14 protein-coding genes and 1 pseudogene are annotated in these 18,450 nt (G+C 65.6%); 9 read left to right on the forward strand and 6 right to left on the reverse strand.

Translation table 11 applies throughout. From position 1 onward, the window contains the following. Positions 1-56: 56 nt before the first annotated feature. From ACUN9Y_RS12325 to ACUN9Y_RS12360, 8 genes are read left to right on the forward strand one after another with little or no spacing between them, the layout of a single operon-like run. Positions 57-1,082 carry an ABC transporter substrate-binding protein gene (locus ACUN9Y_RS12325; protein ID WP_445461018.1) on the forward strand — a complete coding sequence of 342 codons (1,026 nt, stop codon included), beginning with the start codon at positions 57-59 and terminating at the stop codon, positions 1,080-1,082. A 35-nt stretch (positions 1,083-1,117) separates the two neighbouring features. Continuing rightward, positions 1,118-2,704: a sugar ABC transporter ATP-binding protein gene (locus ACUN9Y_RS12330; protein WP_445461019.1), complete on the forward strand. Its 1,587-nt coding sequence runs from the start codon at positions 1,118-1,120 to the stop codon at positions 2,702-2,704. Further along, positions 2,701-3,714, forward strand: coding sequence for an ABC transporter permease (locus ACUN9Y_RS12335; protein ID WP_445461020.1), 1,014 nt, complete (start codon positions 2,701-2,703; stop codon positions 3,712-3,714). The genes ACUN9Y_RS12330 and ACUN9Y_RS12335 overlap by 4 nt, the downstream gene beginning before the upstream one ends. Position 3,715: 1 nt before the next feature. Further along, positions 3,716-4,696, forward strand: a complete 981-nt coding sequence (locus tag ACUN9Y_RS12340) for an ABC transporter permease (RefSeq protein ID WP_445461021.1) — start codon at positions 3,716-3,718, stop codon at positions 4,694-4,696. A 7-nt stretch (positions 4,697-4,703) separates the two neighbouring features. Further along, positions 4,704-5,870, forward strand: a complete 1,167-nt coding sequence (locus ACUN9Y_RS12345; protein WP_445461022.1) for a mandelate racemase/muconate lactonizing enzyme family protein — start codon at positions 4,704-4,706, stop codon at positions 5,868-5,870. Positions 5,871-5,914: 44 nt separating this feature from the next. Next, on the forward strand, positions 5,915-6,934 hold the full coding sequence (locus ACUN9Y_RS12350; RefSeq protein WP_445461023.1) for a zinc-dependent alcohol dehydrogenase: 1,020 nt from the start codon (positions 5,915-5,917) through the stop codon (positions 6,932-6,934). Further along, a complete protein-coding gene (locus ACUN9Y_RS12355) occupies positions 6,931-7,707 on the forward strand; it encodes an SDR family NAD(P)-dependent oxidoreductase (protein ID WP_445461024.1) in 777 nt (258 codons plus the stop codon). The genes ACUN9Y_RS12350 and ACUN9Y_RS12355 overlap by 4 nt, the downstream gene beginning before the upstream one ends. Positions 7,708-7,719: 12 nt before the next feature. Continuing rightward, positions 7,720-8,682 carry a C-terminal binding protein gene (locus tag ACUN9Y_RS12360; protein WP_445461025.1) on the forward strand — a complete coding sequence of 321 codons (963 nt, stop codon included), beginning with the start codon at positions 7,720-7,722 and terminating at the stop codon, positions 8,680-8,682. Positions 8,683-8,744: 62 nt separating this feature from the next. Here the strand turns inward: ACUN9Y_RS12360 and ACUN9Y_RS12365 are convergent, their stop codons facing one another. From ACUN9Y_RS12365 to ACUN9Y_RS12380, 4 genes are all read right to left on the reverse strand, one after another. Then, positions 8,745-9,350 (reverse strand): helix-turn-helix domain-containing protein, encoded by a 606-nt coding sequence (locus ACUN9Y_RS12365; protein WP_445461026.1) that lies wholly within the window; start codon positions 9,348-9,350, stop codon positions 8,745-8,747. A 149-nt stretch (positions 9,351-9,499) separates the two neighbouring features. Further along, positions 9,500-9,892: a nuclear transport factor 2 family protein gene (locus ACUN9Y_RS12370; protein ID WP_445461027.1), complete on the reverse strand. Its 393-nt coding sequence runs from the start codon at positions 9,890-9,892 to the stop codon at positions 9,500-9,502. Positions 9,893-10,000: 108 nt separating this feature from the next. Further along, complete coding sequence (locus ACUN9Y_RS12375) at positions 10,001-11,377, reverse strand: NAD(P)/FAD-dependent oxidoreductase (protein WP_445461028.1); 1,377 nt, start codon at positions 11,375-11,377, stop codon at positions 10,001-10,003. 10 nt (positions 11,378-11,387) lie between these two features. Continuing rightward, positions 11,388-13,067 carry a BCCT family transporter gene (locus ACUN9Y_RS12380; protein WP_445461029.1) on the reverse strand — a complete coding sequence of 560 codons (1,680 nt, stop codon included), beginning with the start codon at positions 13,065-13,067 and terminating at the stop codon, positions 11,388-11,390. 401 nt (positions 13,068-13,468) lie between these two features. On the opposite strand from ACUN9Y_RS12380, the pseudogene ACUN9Y_RS12385 reads away from it, so the two are divergent. Continuing rightward, positions 13,469-13,906, forward strand: a pseudogene (locus tag ACUN9Y_RS12385) (DsbA family oxidoreductase); the annotation flags it as partial. A gap of 76 nt (positions 13,907-13,982) precedes the next feature. On the opposite strand, the gene ACUN9Y_RS12390 reads toward ACUN9Y_RS12385, so the two are convergent. After that, the gene (locus ACUN9Y_RS12390; RefSeq protein ID WP_445461030.1) at positions 13,983-17,150 is read right to left on the reverse strand and encodes an FAD-binding and (Fe-S)-binding domain-containing protein; all 3,168 of its coding nucleotides are present in this window, start codon (positions 17,148-17,150) and stop codon (positions 13,983-13,985) included. Continuing rightward, positions 17,147-18,394 (reverse strand): 2-aminoadipate transaminase, encoded by a 1,248-nt coding sequence (locus tag ACUN9Y_RS12395; RefSeq protein WP_445461031.1) that lies wholly within the window; start codon positions 18,392-18,394, stop codon positions 17,147-17,149. The genes ACUN9Y_RS12390 and ACUN9Y_RS12395 overlap by 4 nt, the downstream gene beginning before the upstream one ends. Positions 18,395-18,450: the final 56 nt, after the last annotated feature.

The raw sequence follows: 18,450 nt of genomic DNA on the forward strand, positions 1-18,450 counted from the left end.
AGCGCCGCCGCTGCGGCTCTCCCTCGACAACAAGCACAACAGCCCAGGAGTCCACGATGTCTTCGATCAACCACCACCAGGCCCGTCACGCCCGAGCCCATCATGCCCGCCCCCGCCGCCTGGCCGGGCTTGCCACCGCCGCCCTGCTGGCGCTGTCCGCCACTCCCGGCTGGGCACAGCAATTGCCGCCGCTGGAAGAAAAGGACAGCTATCGCGTTGGCTTCGCACAGATGGAGAGCAACAACCCCTGGCGTATCGCCGAGACCCAGTCGTTTCGCGATATCGCGCCTGAGTGCCACTGGCAGCTGACGGTCACCGACGCCGCCGGCTCCGCCGCCAAGCAGGTCGCCGACGTGGACAGCATGATCGCCCAGGGCGTCGACGCCATCTTCCTGCCACCGCGAGAGGAAAAGGCGCTGATCCCGGCGGTAATGAAGGCCCGTGCCGCTGGCATCCCGGTGTTCCTGGTCGACCGTATCGTCGATGACGAGGTCGCCAGGGCCGGCGAGCACTATGTCAGCTTCCTCGGCTCCGACTTCGTCGAGCAGGGGCGTATCGCTGCCCAGTGGTTGCTCGACAACTTCGATGGCGAACAGGCCCACATCATCGAGCTGGAAGGCACCACCGGCGCCTCCTCGGCCAACGATCGCAAGGAAGGGTTCGATGCCGTCATCGCCGAACAGGACAACATGGAGATCATCGCCTCCCAGTCCGGCGACTTCGCCCGCGATACCGGCCGCCAGGTGATGGAGACGCTGCTCCAGGCCCACCCTGAGGTCAACGTGGTCTACGCCCACAATGACGAGATGATCATCGGTGCCATCCAGGCGCTGGAACTGGCCGGGCGCACACCTGGCGAGGACGTGCTGCTGGTCTCCATCGACGGCACCCGTGACGCCCTCCAGGCGATCCTCGACGGCAAGCTTGGGGTCAGTGTGGAGTCATCACCACGCTTTGGCCCCATGGCCTGCGACGTGCTCAACCGCTACGCCGCCGGCGACACCATCGAGCCCTGGGTGCGTGTCGAGGACCGCGTCTTCACTCGCGCCAACGCCGCCGAGCATATCGACGACGCCTATTGATCCGCGCCTGCCCACCGACACCAGGTACCCACGCCATGACAGCGCTTATCGACATGCGCGACATCCACAAGCGGTTTGGAGGCACCGTCGCCCTCGACGGCGCCTCCCTCAGGATCGCGCCAGGTGAAGTTCACGCCCTGATCGGCCAGAACGGGGCGGGCAAGTCCACCCTGATCAAGGTCCTGACCGGCGTCTACACGCCCACCAGCGGCAAGATCCTCCTCGACGGTAAGCCGGTGACCTTCTCCGGCCCACGCAGGGCACAGCAGGCGGGCGTCGCCACCATCTACCAGGAGCTCAATCTGGTGCCGCTGCGCTCGGTCACCGAGAACATGATGATGGGGTTCGAGCCACTCCACTGGTGGGGCGGGATCGACTGGGCCCAGGCCCACCGACGGGCCCGCTCGGTACTCGAGGAACTGGGCCTGGATATCGACGTTCGCCGCCCGCTCAACGAGTACTCCACCGCCATCCAGCAGCTGGTGGCCATCGGCCGGGCGGTATCCCAGCGGGTCAGGCTGGTGATTATGGACGAACCAACCAGCTCACTGGATGAACGCGAAGTACAGCGGCTGTTCGAGGTCATCCGGCTGCTCAAGTCCCAGGGCACCTCGGTATTGTTCGTCTCGCACTTTCTCGAGGAACTCTACGCCGTGTGCGACTGCGCCACCATCATGCGCAACGGCGCCACGGTGGAACAACGCACCCTCAGCGACACGCCGCGACTGGAACTGGTGGCTTCCATGCTCGGCCGGGCAGCCTCGGACATCCAGGCCAGCGGCACCACCAGCTTTCGCGAGCTCGAGGTCGCCGCCGACGAAACGCTGCTCGAGATCGAGGCACTGGCCACCGACAAGGGGCTGCGCCGGGCCTCGCTGGAGGTCCGCCAGGGCGAGATGGTGGGCCTTGGCGGGTTGCTCGGCGCCGGGCGCAGTGAGCTTGCGCGCGCCCTGTTCGGGCTCGACCGGCCCACCAGCGGCTCCATGCGCCTGGCCGGCCAGCCCTTCGCCCCCCGCCATACCCGCGACGCCATCGCCGCAGGGGTGGCGCTGCTCAGCGAAGATCGCAAGGTCGAAGGCATCATCCCGGAAATGAGCGTGCGTGAGAACATGACCCTGCCCATGCTCGGCTCGCTCAGTCGTCGCGGCGTCATTCAGCGGCGACGCGAACGCGAACTGGCCGAGCACTTCATCGAGGCACTGCAGATCAAGACCGCCTCCATGGAACAGCCCATCGGACAGCTGTCCGGCGGCAATCAGCAGAAGGTGCTGCTGGCACGCTGGCTGGCGACCCAGCCGCGGCTGCTGATCCTGGACGAGCCGACCCGGGGCGTCGACATCGGCGCCAAGCGGGAGATCCAGCGTATCGTTCAGGACTATCAGGCCGAGGGCGGCGCGGTACTGATGATCAGTTCGGAGTTCGAGGAACTCGCCGAGGGCGCCCAGCGAGTGGTGATCATGCACGAAGGCCATTCGACCCGGGTACTCGACAACCCCGGGCTCAGCGAAGACACCCTGGTCACCGCCATCGCCACCGCCCAACACGGCCACAGCGACGGTACATCCCCCATCGATGGCCCGCCGCCCACGCCCGCCCCCGACCACCAGGAGACAGCACCATGACGTCGCTCCGCTCATCCAGCCAGGCGACCGCTCGGCCGGCCGGTCCCCGACGGCGCCGAGCCATGCCGGTGAATTCGCGCAGCCTTGCCCTGCTCGTCGCCCTGCTGGCGCTGATCCTGTTCAACGCCCTGATAACCCCCAACTTTCTCGAGTGGCAGACGCTGTCGGTCAACATCTCTCAGGTTTCGACCATCGCCATCGTCGCCATCGGCATGACCCTGGTCATCGCCACCGGCGGCATCGATCTCTCGGTGGGCGCCGTGATGGCCCTGGCCGGCGCCCTGGCGCCGCTGATCTTCCTGTCGGAGTTCGGCCAGCAGGCGCCGCTGGCGATGACCCTGGTGGCGATTGTCGTGGCGCTGGCCATCGCCGTGGCCTGCGGACTGTTCAACGGCGTGCTGGTCAGCCGCTTCGGCGTGCAGCCGATCATCGCCACCCTGGTGCTGTTCATCTCCGGACGAGGCCTGGCCCAGGTGTTGACCAACGGCAACCTGCAGACCTTCGACAACCCCGCCTTCGAGTTCCTCGGCTCGGGCCGGCTGCTCGGCCTGCCCTTCCAGGGCTGGCTGGTGGTGGTCATCGCCCTGGTGGTGGCCTGGGTCATCGCTCGCACCCGCTACGGACGCTATCTACTGGCCACCGGCGGCAACCCGCAGGCGGCGCGCATGGCCGGTGTCCCGGTGACCCGCGTCAAGCTCGCGGCCTACACCAGCTGCGCCCTGCTCGCCGGCCTCGCCGGGCTGATCACCGTCGCCATCAATTCCGCCTCGGACGCGGCCAAGAACGGCAACCTGATGGAGCTAGACGCCATCGCCGCGGCGGTCGTCGGTGGCGCCCTGCTCAAGGGGGGCAAGGCCCCCATCGCCGGGGTGATCCTCGGCGCCGCGATCATTCAACTGGTGCGCTACACCCTGCTCGCCAACGGTGTCGCCGACGAGGTGGCGCTGGTGGTGAAGGCCGCCATCATCGTGCTGGCGGTTTACCTCCAGACGCCCAGAGGAGTCCACTGACATGACCACCGTCTCCTGGCGCCAGCGCCTTACCGACAATGGCCAGGCCACCGGGGTCTGCGTGATCCTGCTGGTGCTGGTCTGCCTCGGCCTGATCCGCTACGACAACTTCGGCAGCGCCTACAACTTGTCGTCCTTTCTCAACTACAACGCCATGTTCGTGCTGATCAGTCTGGGCATGTGCCTGGTGATCATCACCGGTGGCATCGACCTGTCGGTCGGTACGGTGGCCGCACTGTCCTCGGTCACCGCCGCCTATGCCAGCCCTTACGGCCTCGTCCCGGCGCTGCTGGCGGGGCTCGCCACCGGGCTGGCGGCGGGACTGGTCAATGCCGTGATGATCACGCGCCTGCATATCCCTCCCTTCATCGCCACCCTGGCGAGCCTGCTGGCGGCCAAGGGTGCCGCCCTGATCATCAGCGGCAACCAGACGGTGCCGGTGGACTGGGGCAGCGGCTTTACCCGGCTGGGCATGGAGTCGATCGGCGGCCTGCTGCCCTGGAGCTTTGCCATCACCCTGGTGGTGGGTGCCGGCCTGTGGTGGCTGCTGGAGCAGCGCCCCATTGGACGCACCATGCTCGCGGTGGGCGACAACGAGGAGGCTGCTCACCTGATGGGCCTTCCCGCACGCAAGGCCAAGACGCTGGCCTACCTGATCAGTGGCGGCTGCGCCGGTCTCGCCGGGGTCTTTCTGGCCTCGGGCTTCGGCGCCGGACAGCCACTGGAAGGCCTCGGCTGGGAGCTGACCGCCATCGCCGCCGTCGTCGTCGGTGGCACCCTCTTGACCGGTGGCAAGGGGTCGCTGGTGGCGACGTTGATCGGTGCCCTGATGCTCGGCCTGATCTTCAACCTTCTGAACTTCGAGAACGGCCTCGGCACCTTCAATCTCAGCGCCTACTGGCAGATGGTCATCCGCGGCGCCTTTCTCTTCGTCGTGATCGCGATCCAGGTGCAGATCACGCGCACACGCAACACAGGATAACCCCCTCATGTCGACGATCACCTCCATCGAACTCGACCTCTACCGCGTGCCCCTGAGCGAGCCCATGGGCGACGCCAAGCATGGCGTGCACACGGAATTCGAGATCGTGACCGCCACCGTCACCACCGCAGATGGCCTCAGCGGCACCGGCTACACCTACACCGGGGGGCGTGGCGGACAGGCCATTCTGGCGCTGCTCGAGCACGACCTCGCACCGATGCTGCTGGGGCGGGACGGCGCCGACATCGCGGGTCGCTATCAGGAGATGCTGTGGCACATCCACTACGTAGGCCGCGGTGGTATCGCCGCCTTCGCCATCTCGGCGCTGGATATCGCGCTGTGGGACCTCCGGGGCCATCGCCTGGGACAGCCACTGTGGCAGATGGCCGGCGGCCAGGCCCGCCAGTGCCGTGCCTACTTCGGCGGCATCGACCTCAACTTCTCCCTCGAGCGTCTGCTCGCCAATGTCCAGGGCTACCTCGACCAGGGCGCCGCGGCGGTCAAGATCAAGGTCGGCCGCCCGACGCTTGCCGACGATGTCGAGCGCGTGGCACGGGTACGCGAACTGATCGGCCCCGAGCGCCCCTTCATGGTCGATGCCAACTACGCGCTTAGCGTCGATGGCGCCATCGACGCCGCCAAGGCCTTTGCCCCGTACGACATCACCTGGTTCGAGGAACCCACGGTTCCTGACGACTACCAGGGCTATGCCCGCATCGCCGAGGCGACCGGCATGGCGCTGGCCATGGGGGAAAACCTGCACACTTCTCACGAGTTCGGCTACGCCTTCGATCAGGCTCGGCTGTCCTTCATCCAGCCGGATGCCTCGAACTGCGGCGGCATCAGCGGCTGGCTCGATGTTGCCCGCCAGAGCCGGGAATATGGCCTGCCCATCTGCAGCCACGGCATGCAGGAGTTGCACGTCAGCCTGGTGTCGGCCCAGCCCAACGCCGGCTGGATGGAGATCCACTCTTTCCCCATCGACCAGTACACCCGCCGCCCCCTGGTCCTCGACCAGGGCCACGCGGTGGCCCCGGACAGCCCCGGCATCGGCGTCGAATTCGATCGCGACCGGCTCGCCCCCCATCGCACCGGCAACGCCAGGCTGACCATCGACAACAGCAAGGACAACAGCAACGGCGACAGTGCCCGGCGTCAGCCACACAGCGCCTGAGCCGACAATCGTCGCAACGCCCCAACGACACGAGGAATCCCATCATGGAAGCACTGGTCTACACTGGCCCCAGGCAGGTCGAGGTCACCGAGGTCCCGGAGCCCGCCGAGCGGGCCGGCGCGGTCAAGGTTCGCATGCTCTACTGCGGCGTCTGTGGCACCGACATCGGCATATATTCGGGCAAGCACCCCCGCGCCCAGGCACCGCTGGTGCTGGGGCACGAATTCGTCGGACGCGTGGAGCAGGCCCCGGAAGGCTCGGCGTTCGCGCTGGGCGACCGGGTGGTGGCCTACCCGTTGATCTCCTGCGGCGACTGCCACCCCTGTCGTAACGGCACCCCCCACGTCTGCGCCAACCTGCGCCTGATCGGCATCGATCGCGACGGCGGCATGACCGACCATCAATGGATCGACGAAAGCGTCCTGTTCAAGGTACCGGACAGCCTGTCCGATGACGTGGCGGCACTGGTGGAACCCCTCGCGGTGGTGGTAAGGACCCTGCATCAGGCACGCTTTGCGCTGCTCGACAGCGCGGTGGTCATGGGCGCCGGCCCCATCGGCCTGCTGACCGCCATCGTGCTGCGCCACGCAGGTGCGTCTCGAGTGATCGTCTCCGACGTCGACGAGGGCCGCCTGGGGCTGTGCCGCCAGCTTGGCTTCGATACCGTGGACGCGCGCAGCGAGAGTCTGGTCGACCGGGTCGCCAGCGTCACCGGTGGCGACGGCGCCGATGCCGTGTTCGAGTGTTCAGGCGTCGAGAGCGCCGCGCTGGAAATGACCCGCGTGGTGCGCGTCGGTGGCACCATCTGCCTGACCGCTACCCACAAGTCGGCCCACGCGGTCAACCTGATCGACGTAAACTTCAAGGAGCTGACCCTGATCGGCTCCCGGGTCTACACCCACAAGGAGTTCGGCGACGCCCTCGCGCTCGCCGACACCCTGGCCGATGAACTGCGCCAGACCATCACCCAGGTCGTGCCGCTATCCGACGCCGCCGGCGTCTTCGAGATGATCGCCACGCCATCCCTCAACACCGTCAAGGTACTGGTGGACTGCCAATCATGAAGCTCTTTGAACTACAAGGCCGCAAGGCCATCGTCACCGGCGGGACGCGGGGGCTCGGGCTCGGCATGGCCGAAGCCCTGCTCGACGCAGGCGCCGAAGTCGTCATCCTGGGCTCGTCGGACAAGGTCTTCGATGTCGCCTCACGCCTGTCCACGTCGGACAGTGCCTGTCATGGCGTGGTCGTCGACCTGTCTAGCCGTCAGCAGCGCAACGACGGCTTCGATGCGGCTCTCGCCAAGCTCGGCGGCGACCTCGACATCCTGGTCAACGCCGCCGGTGTCCAGCGCCGCCATCCCTCCGAACACTTCCCCCTGGAGGACTGGGAGGCGGTGGTCGAGGTCAACCTGACGGCGGTGTTCGAGCTCTGCCAGCTCGCCGCCCAGCGCATGCTCGAGCGTGACATCGAAGGGTCCGACGGCCAGGGCAAGATCATCAATATCGCCTCGCTGCTGTCGTTCTTCGGCGGCATGACGGTACCGGCCTACGCCGCCAGCAAGGGTGGCGTGATGCAGCTGACCAAGGCCCTGGCCAACGAATGGGCGGGGCGGGGCATCAACGTCAACGCCATCGCTCCCGGCTACATGGCCACCGACATGAATACCGCCCTGCTGGCCGACGAAGGCCGCAACGCCGAGATCACCGCACGCATTCCCGCCGGGCGCTGGGGCAACGGCGACGACATGAAAGGCCCGCTGCTATTCCTGGCCTCCCCCGCTTCGGACTATGTCCACGGCGTCACCCTGCCCGTCGATGGCGGCTACCTCGGCCGCTGACAGGAGACCTGCATGAACATCGTCTTTACCGACCTCGATCACGCCAACCACGATGTGGAAACCGAGATCCTCGACCGTGCAGGCTTCGCAGCCCCCCTGCTCCGCTGCACGAGCGAGGATGAGCTGATCGAGCAGCTCGCAGGCGTCGAAATCGCGCTGAACCAGTACGCGCCCTTCACTCGCCGGGTATTCGACGCCCTGCCCGATCTCAAGCAGATCGTGCGCTACGGGGTCGGGGTCAATAATGTCGAGCTCGAGGCCGCCAGCGCCGCCGGGGTTCAGGTCTGCAACGTCCCGGACTACGGCATGCACGAGGTCTCCGATCACGCCCTGGCGCTGAGTCTCGCGCTGATTCGCAAGCTGGTGCCGATGAATGCCGGCTGCCAGGACGGGCGCTGGGAATACGCCGAGGCCATCCCGATCCGTCGTCAGACCAGGATGACAGCGGGCGTGGTGGGGCTTGGTCGCATCGGCCGGCTCTACGCCCGCAAGATGGCGGCACTTGGTTTCAACGTCATCGCCCACGACCGCTATCACCAGCCCAACGCCGACGACGGTACCGACGGGATTCGCTGCCTGGAACTCGACGCCCTTTTCGCAGAGGCCGACGTGATCGGGCTGTTCTGCCCCCTGACCGAGCAAACCCGCCATCTGGTGGACGCCGCCGCGCTGGACCGGATGAAGGACTCGGCCTATCTGATCAATACCTCCCGCGGGGGCATCATCGATGAAACGGCGCTGGCCCGGGCGTTGATGGAGGGCAGGCTTGCCGGCGCCGCCCTGGATACCACCGAGCAGGAACCGCTGCCGACCGATAGTCCGTTGCGTGGTATCGACAACTGCCTGATCACACCGCACATGGCCTGGTATTCCGAGGACGCAGCGCAGGAGCTCAAGCGCAAGGTGGCCGAGGAAGCGGTACGCTTCGCCTCAGGCGAGAAGGTGCTGTGGCCGGTGAACCGGCTACCCGCCTGAACCCGTCGCCGACAACCGGAAACAACGCCCGAAAAGAGCGCCCGGAGACAGCTCCGGGCGCCTCAGTAGTCGACCCCGGTCATCACCCAGACGACCCGGGTCTCGGTATCTCCCGGATTGCGGATAAGGTGGGGTTGATCACCGGTGATGGAGAAGCTGTCGCCTGCGTCGAGCCAGTGGCGCCGATCGCCGATGGTCAGCTCGAGTTGCCCGGCCTCCACGTAGCCGGCCTCCTCGCCCTTGCGTTGCCGGGGCACCTCACCGCCTGTGCCGCCCGGTTCCAACCGCGTCATGATCAGAATCAACTGGCCGCTGAGGCGTGGTGACAGCAGTTCTTCCCGGACGCCGATGCCGGAGAATTCCATGGCCCGGCGCCCGGGCGCACGCACGATGACATCGCGCTCGTGCTCGGGTACGTCGTTGTCGGCCTCGAAGAACCAGCTCACCCGCACCCCCAGGGCCTCGCTGATCGACTGCAGCACCCCGATGGGCAGCGACGACGCGCCTCGCTCGACCTGGCTCAGATACCCCACCGAGCGGTTCACCCGCTGGGCCAGCTCGGCCAGCGTCATCTGGCGTGACTTGCGCAGATCACGGATCTGCTGACCGAGCCGCAAAGCATCCTGCCCGTCACTTGCCTCGTTGCTGGCGTCCTTCGTCCTGGCCATTGCGCTTTCCGTCATCGTTTACGTGCCCCTAGACTACCAGACGGTCGGTCGGGATCGAGCACCGCCGCGCGAAACGCCGGCACGTCTTGCTCTCGCTTATCGCGTCGCCGTGCCACGCGGCGATGGCCGGTGTGGCTGGGTTCGGGATGTCACCGAGGATCGAATGCAGGACGCTGCTTGCGAAACGCCTGTTTGCGGATGATCTTGCCCTCGCGCACGCTGAACAGGTCGACGCCATCGGCTTCGATACGCTTGCCGTCGGGCCGGGTGGCGACAAAGGTCGACTCGGAAACGATACGTTCGCCGCCCTGGACAACATAGTGCCTGCCGTTGATCCACTGCACGTCCGGCATCGTCCCCCAGGTATTCTCGAAGGCCGCCTTGACGTCGTCCCGGCCCTCGATGCGGGTCCCGTGCGCCTGTTCCCCGGCGACGGTATCGAAGACGATATCATCGGCGAAGTAGCTCATCACTGCGTCGATATCATGGGCGTTGAAGGCCTCGAAGAGGCGATTGAGTGTGTCGTTGGTCATCGTCGTCATGTGTCTTTGCTCCTGTCGGGTCGCTCTGGTCGCAGTGAGTAGCGGTCGTTGTGAGTCGTGGTTGTAAAAAGGACGCGGCGCTTAAGCGGTACCCTCGCACTTCCATGGCTATTGCAGGCTGTCGAGCACCTGGAAGTATCGGTAGAGCGCACGCTGGCCCAGTCGCCGTATTGGCCGCAGCGGATGCCCGGGCAGTGGCGAATTGAAGATCGGTAAATCAGCCTCCTTCAGCGACTCTCCTGCGATCAGCGCCGCCATCTTCTTCGAGGCGTAGGCGGAAAACGCCACGCCATTACCGCTGTATCCCTGGGCGTAGAAGATGCGGTTGTCCGGGTCCGGCTGTACGATTCTTGGCATCATGTCGTGGGAGATATCCATCCAGCCATGGGAGAACCAGGGTGTCTCGATGCCGGCGATTGCCGGAAATTTTCGGGCGATGGCGTCGTGAACCACCTTGAGGTGGCGCGGATTCTGAGCGTCTGCGCCACTGATGGCGCTGCGTGTACCGATCTGCAGGCGCTTCTCGGGCAGAAAACGATAGTAGTAGCGGAGCTTGCGGGTATCGGTGGTCAGGATGGTGGAATGAAAACCGCAGGCCTCGATCTCGTCATCGGTCAAGGTCCGGGTCCACGCCGAGTTGGCCATGATCGGCATATTGCGATAGGCCGTGACCCGGTGTAGCCGGGGACTCGTGTATCCCGCCGTGGCGATACCCACGGCACGGGCGCGCACCACTCCGCCCGGGGTCTTGAGGTGATGCACCCCGCCCTCGGTGGTCCAACTCTGGACTGGACTTGCCGTGTGAATCTTCGCACCGAGCCGCCTCGCCACTCTGGCATAGCCGTAGGCCAGCTTGAGCGGCTGGACGGCTATCCCCACCGGCTCCAGCATGGCGCCCTGGGCTTCCTGGTCACCGATGTAGCCGTCGAGCACGTCAGCACGGCCGAGCACCCGGGTCGGGTAGCCCAGCTGCCGATTGCATAGCCACGACTCCTCCTTCAATCCATCGAGTGCCTTGGCGCTGTGCGCGATCAGCAGGTTGCCGTGATTCTGCGGCTCGCAGTCGATATCGGGATCCTCCGCCATCGACTGGAACACCTCGAAGCCTTCCAGGCTGTTGGCGTGCAGACGCCTGGCGACGTCCTGCCCCCAGCGCTTGACCCACTGGCTGCGACTCAGGCGCCCCCAGGCAAGGTGCCCTTGGCCACCGTTGCGGCTGGTGCAGCCCCAGCCGATCTGGTTGGCCTCCAGCACGGTCGCCTTGATGCCGTACTCCCGCGCCAGAAAGAGCGCGGTGGCAAGCCCGGTGAAGCCGGCACCGATCAGTACCACGTCAACGTCCATGTCGCGGCCCACCGGGCCGTCGTCTTGCGGGGGCGGCCCGGCTTGATGACACCAGTAGCTCGGCGCATAATCCCGGCCCGCGCCAGGAGAGGCGTCCTTCAGCGGGTCGTAGCTGGGGTCGAACGGCTGGCGTTGCGACATGATTGACTCCTTATCTTCCATCTTCATCCCCCTTCTTCGCGTCGCCATTTGCCACCTGCTGGCCGATCTTGTGGGGCACCAGGCCTCTGTAGAAGACGCCTATGTTGTCGTTGTGGACGTCGCCTTTCTTGGCCGATTTCAGCATCCGGTAGACCGACACCATGTAGGCGATGCCGACCACAAAGAAGGGCGCACCGACCACGATGGCGAGGCTTCTGATCGCGTCGAAGCCGCCGGTCAACTGGAACATGATGCCGGTGAAACCGATCACCACGCCCCACAGCAGGCGCATCGACACCTTGGGGTTTTCATCACCGTTGGACACCTGCATGGCGGCGAAGAAGGACGCCGAGTCGGACGTCGTCACCGCGAAGATGACGATATTGAAAAGCACCCCGAGACTCAGCCACCAGCCACCCGGCATGCTCTCGAGCAGGGCATAGATCCCCGACTCCGGCTTTTGCTGAACGCCTTCCCAGAGGGGAGCGATACCGGTGACCTCGACGTAGCCGGCGGAGCCTCCCCAGATGCTGAACCAGCCGATCGCCAACAGCATCGGCACCAGGATGACCCCGACGATGAACTCGCGCAGCGTCCGTCCACGGGAAATCCGCGCGATGAATCCGCCGCAGAAGGGAATGTAGGAGATGTACCAGAGCCAGTAGAACACCACCCACCAGCCGAGCCATTCGCGCTGTTCGAAGTTGCCGGCATCGCTCCAGAACTGCAGCGCGAAGACCTCGCCGAAGTAGTCGCCGACCTGCTGTGTGGCAAGGTTAAGCAGGTACTGTGTCGGCGCATGGCCAAAGAACAGCAGCGCCAGCAGGATGGCGCCGGCCATCACCATGTTGGCCTGGCTCAGCACCTTGATGCCCCGCTCGACACCGGTGGCGGCGGAAATCACGTAGGCCACGATCACCACGATCATCACCAGGGCCTGGCCGAGGGGGCCGAGATCCAGCCCGAACAGGGTCGCCAGGCCGTAGTTGATGGAGGCCACGCCGAGACCGATCATGGTGGCGTTGCCGCCGATGGTACCGATGATGCCCAGGGCGTTGGCCACCCGCCCCCAGACGCTGGTGTTGCAGCGCTCCCCCAGAATGCCGTAGAGACCGGTGGCCACCGTCAGCGGCAGCCCCAGTCGGTAGGCCGGAAAGGCGATCGCCCAGGCGGCGATGGCAAACACCGCCCAGCCGTGCATGCCCCAGTCCAGCAAGGTGAGCTGGACCGCCTTGGCGACGCCTGCCGCCTCGCCGGCCGCGCCCATGTCGATCACATGAGAGGACTGGTACAGGTGGGTCAGGGGTTCGGCCACGCTGAAGAACACGAAGCCGATGCCAAAACCACAGCTGAACAGCATCGAGATCCAGGCGCCGTAGGAGAACTCCGGCACCTCATCGTCCGCCCCCAGCTTCAAGTCGCCATAGGGGCTGATCACCAGATACAGGCAGAACAGCAGCGCGCCGCCCATCCCCAGCAGAAAGCCCCAGCCGAAGTTGAAGATCAGAAAGTCCCGGGTCGTAGACAGCAGTTGCCCCGTCATGGTCGGGAAGAACAGCGCACAGGCCATGATCAGGGTGTAGATCAGTAGCACGGGCCAGAACAGCGAGCGATCGTACTGGCCGAAGATACGGCTAATCGGCCCCGCTGGCGGACGGCTTTCGACATTCGTTATCGATTGTTGGGTCATCGAAAACTCCTTGGTGAGTGGCTCCCGAAGGCAATGGCTGACCGCCAGGCCGTTAGATCACACCCGCGACACGGTGCCATCATCTTCGAGCGATAAACGACATAAACGGAAAAAGACTTCATATTTATGAAAACTAGCATCTATTTTTTCATTTTCAAGAAAACAATAGGATTTATTTCAATTACTGGACTAAAGTTCCAGGCCCGCCTCCATCGATCGGATACTGGAGAGGGACCACGAAAACGCCCCCGACGAGGACCGTCGGAGGCGTTTTCGTGGCTGGCCATCAAAGGCTGCCGTGAGATCGGCGCTTCTCGCCGGCTGTTGTCAGGGCGTCAGCCGCGGAAGGCTGCCTCAAGCTAGCCCTTGGCCGCAGCGACGAGGACTCGCGCCTATCCCGGGAACGCCTCACCCAGATGGGCGCCGACCTCGGCTTTACCTTCGACTACACCGATGACATGCGCATGGTGAACACCTTCCGTGCCCACCAGTTGATCGATTGGGCCGACGAGCAACCCCCCGGCGAAGGCCATCGCATGAAGCAGGCCCTGTTCGGCGCCTTCTTCACCGAACGCCGCGACCTCCACCGGATCGAGGTGCTGGCCGATGTGGCGGCAGGTCTCGGTTACGATCGCGATGAGGTCGTGGGGGTGCTTACGTCGGGCGTGCGCGCCGAATCGGTGCGAAAGCGCCAGGCCTTCTGGCAACAACAGGGCATCAGCGGAGTGCCCGCCATGGTGTTCAACCACCGTTACCTGGTCACCGGCGCCCAGGGCGTGGAGAACTACCAGGAGGTTTTGCAGCAGGTGGCCGCCGAGCAGCCCGAAGTGACGTCGTGACGTGAACGCCGGATGCGACTGCACCCGGCGTTCGTTGGTCAGACCCGCAGGGCCGCCTGCGCCGATAGCGCAACGCTCAGGTGGCGCCTGGCGGCCCAAGACAAGCGAGCAGCCCCTGAAGCGGATGTGACAATGCGGCCCCGGAAAATCGCCGAGCTTGGCACCGGCAGGAGTAGCCGGTGGCCAGCAGGCGCCCCTGAAGGCCGGGATCCTCTACCCGGGGTCGCCAGGATTGGCCATAGATGACCGCGGAGGTCTCTCGATGCTCTGCTTCGTGGCCGTAGGTACCGGACATGCCGCAACAGCCGCTTTGCAGCACCTCGAGCGACAATCCTAAGGCCTCGAACAAGTGCTGCCAGTCCTGCGCCGCCCCGGACGCATGGGTTGCCTCGGTGCAGTGCAGCAGCAAGCGATAGCCTGGGTCTTCGATGACCCGCTGCCGCGCGGCCTGCTGCGCTGTCGTTCCATCGGCGAGCCACTGCACCAGCCAAGAGGCCAGCAGCTGCACCTGGGGCACCGCGGCTGCGCCCAGCGCCTTCACATACTCCTGGCGGTAGGTCAGCGTCATGGCCGGGTCGATGCCGACCAGTGCCACCCCGGCGTCGGCCAGTGCCTGCAGTCGGCTCGCCTGCCTTGCGGCGGTGCGTTCGAAGGCACCGAGAAAGCCCTGAACGTGCAGTGGCTTGCCGTTGGGGCCATAGGGCGCCACGAATACCCGCACTCCGAGACATTCAAGCAACTCGACGGTATCCATCACCACCCGGGAGTCGAAGTAGCTGGTGAAAGCGTCCTGCACCAGTACCACGCTGCACGCCTTTTCTGCATCGTGCAGGCGCTGCAGCGCCCCGGGTGTGGCCCGTTCGATCCCACGCTGCTCGAGCCAGACGTCCAGACGCTCTCGCGACAGCCGCGGACTATCGACCAGGCCGAGGACGCCGGCCATCGCTCGCTCCACCCCCGGGGTCCGCAGCATGGCGTTGTACAGCGGTGCGAACCGCGACAGCAACGGCACCATGCGCTCCAGTCCGCCGACCAGGTGGTCCCGTGGCGAGCGCAGGTAACGACTGTGATACAGCTCGAGAAAGCGCGCCCGGAAGCTCGGCACATCGACCTTGATCGGACACTGGCCAGCGCAGGACTTGCACGACAGACAACCGGCCATGGCTTCGTGCACCTGGTGCGAAACGTCTCTCTGGCCCCGTCGACGCGCCAGGCTACGCCCGAGCTTGGCCGGAAAGACCTTGAGCGCGCTCCAGGCGTCGCGCTTGCGCAGGCGCCGGGACACATCGAGCACATCGACACCGGCCTGCTGCTGCAGCCGCAGCCATTCCCGCATCAGGCTGGCACGCCCCTTGGGCGAGTGGATGCGCTGCCGCGTCGCCTTCCAGGAGGGGCACATGGCGTCATCGGGATGATAGTTGTAGCAGGCACCATTGCCGTTGCAGTGCACGGCCTCGCCGTAGGCCTGCCATACCCGCTCATCGATCTGTCGGTCGAACTGGCCACGGGTCGCCACCCCGTCCACCGCCAGCAGCCCCGGATCGCTCCATTTAGGTGGCGCCTCGCCGGCGCCATCGAGCGGGGGAGAAACGCGCGCCTTGCCAGCATCGTCGGATGGACTAATCAGCGGTGTCGCGATCTTGCCCGGGTTGAGCTGGTTGTAGGGATCGAAGGCGCCCTTGAGCCGACGCAGGCTTGGGTAGAGGGGCCCGAAAAAGGCCGGAGCGTACTCCGAGCGAAGGCCCTTGCCGTGTTCGCCCCATAGCAGGCCACCGTACTTGTGCGTCAGCACGGCGACCTCATCGGTAATCTCGCGAATCAACGCTTCCTGAGCGGGGTCCTTCATGTCCAGCGCCGGGCGCACGTGCAGGACCCCGGCGTCGACGTGGCCGAACATGCCGTACTCGAGCCCCCTGGCATCGAACAGGGCGCGAAACTCGGCGATATAGTCCGCCAGGTGCTCGGGCGGCACGGCGGTGTCCTCGACGAAGGGCAACGGGCGTTTTTCCCCGGCCACGTTGCCTAACAGGCCCACCGCGCGCTTACGCATGGCGTAGACCCGGGAGATGGCCTCGCGCCCCTGGGCGCGGGTGTGGCCCAGACGCCTGACGCTCGGATCCTCGTCCAGATGCCGGCAGAAGGCCTCGACCCTGCGCGCCAGCCGCGCCGGATCATCGTCATTGAACTCGATAAGGTTGATGCCCTGGGTCCGGCTATCGCCGGCGTTGGGGAAGAACTCGCCGACAGAGTCCCAGACGTAGTCGCCCCGGGCGAGCTGCAGCACCCGTTCGTCCACCGTCTCGATGGACGTAGGAGAGGCGTCGCTGGCCATCAGCGCCTGGGCGTCGCCCAGCGCATCCATGAAGCCGGCATAACGGACATTGACCAGGGTCGAGTGGGCCGGGATCGGCAAGACCCTAAGTACCGCCTCGCTGGTGAAGGCCAGCGACCCCTCGGCTCCACACAGCACGCTGGACAGGTCGAAGCTACCGTCCTCCGTGATGAAGTGGGCAAGATCGTAGCCGGTCAGGCAGCGGTTGAGCGGCGGAAAGGTCTTGCGGATACGCTCGCCCTCACGCTCGAGAATGTCACGGGCGGCCCGGTACACCCGGCCCACCGTATCCTGGCGAGCGCACAGCGCCGACAGCTCGTCCTCGTCCACCGGCCGAGTGACCAGTCGCTCTCCGCCAAGCAGGACACTCTCGAGCTCGAGCACATGGTCGCGGGTCTTGCCGTACTCGCAGCTGCCCTGGCCGCTGGCATCGGTGGCGATCATCCCGCCGAGAGTGGCGCGGTTGGAGGTGGACAGCTCCGGGGCGAAGAACAACCCGTGGGGCTTGAGCGCGGCATTGAGCTGATCCTTGACCACCCCGGCCTGGACACGCACTCGATGACCCTCCGCATCGATCTCGAGGATGGCGTTCATGTACCGAGAGACGTCCACCACCAGGCCGTCGGTCAGGGCCTGCCCATTGGTGCCGGTGCCTCCTCCCCGAGGCGCCAGCACCACCTGGTGATACGCCTCGCGTCCCGCAAGCTCGGCGATACGCACGAGATCCTCGGTCCCTCGAGGATAAAGCACAGCCTGGGGCAGGCGCTGGTAGATCGAGTTGTCGGTGGCCAGGACCGTGCGGTTGGCGTAGTCGGGGGCGATGTCTCCTTCGAAGCCCTGATCCACCATGGCCTCGAGAAAACGCTGATAGGTCGCGGCCACATCGGAATGGGCGTCGATCCGGGCGATCATGGCGTGAGCGTCGCCAGCGCACTCTCCAGGCGCGCCATGCCTTCGTTGAGCACCTCGGGTTCTGCGGTCAGCGGGGGCAGCAGGCGCAGCACATTGCGGTGACGCCCGCTCGGCATCAACAGTACCCCCGCCTCGCGCCCGGCGACCAGCAGCGCGGCCAGGTGTTCGGCGCCACTGGCACGCTCGGTATCGTTAAAGACGATGCCGCGCATGGCGCCCACTCCAGTCAACGCCCCCACCATCGGGAAGCGTTCCTTCAGACGTGCATGGGTCGCCACAATCAGCGATTCCTGGATCTCGCCCCAATACGTCAGCTGAGCCTCGGACATCACGTCCATCACCGTCCGTGCCGCCGCGCAGGCCACCGGGTTGCCCGAGTAAGTACCGCCGAGCCCGCCCTTGGGCAGCGCATCCATGAAGCGGGACCTGCCGACCACTGCTGCCAGCGGCAGGCCCGCCGCCATGCTCTTGCCCATCAGCAGCAGGTCGGGTTCGACGCCCAGGTGGGTGAACGCAAAACGCGTGCCGGTACGTCCGAAGCCCGACTGGATCTCGTCGAAGATCAGCGCGATACCCTGTCGGTCGCAGAAGTCACGCAGATGCTCGGCAAAGGCCGCATCGAGCAGGCGGAAGCCGCCCTCGCCCTGAACCGGCTCGACGATGACCGCGGCGATCTCGTCGGCGGGCAGCTCGACCTCGAGCAGACGATCGAGAGCGCGCACGACCTCCTCGGTACTCACATCGCTGTCCTGGCTCGGGAACGGCAGGTGATAGACCGGCCCCGGCAGGCTGCCAAGCCCACTCTTGTAGGGTTTGACCTTGCCGTTGAGATTGAGCGCCGCCAGGGTGCGGCCATGAAAGCCGTCGTCGAAGGCGATCACCGCCTGGCGGCCGGTTGCGGCCCGCGCCACCTTGAGGGCGTTCTCGGTCGCCTCGGCACCGCAGTTGGTCAGCATGCAGGACAGCGGATAGGACACCGGCACGAAATCATCGAGTGCCCGTGCCACCTCCAGATAGCCGCGGTGGGGCAAGGCGTTGAAGGCGGAATGCATCAGCTTGTCGACCTGCGACTTCACCGCCTCCACCACCGCTGGGTGCCCATGTCCCAGGTTGAGCACCCCGATGCCGCCGATGAAGTCGACGTAGTGCCGACCGTCCTCATCCCACAGTTCGGCGTTACGGCCGTGGTCCATACACAAGGGGTGCACGATGCCCAGCGAGGCACTGACGTGAGAAAAGTCCATGTCCGGTTCCTGTCGAATCGTCGGGGAATTCAAGACGACGATCAAACCAGCGACAG

The organism is Halomonas sp. V046, from assembly GCF_052645355.1.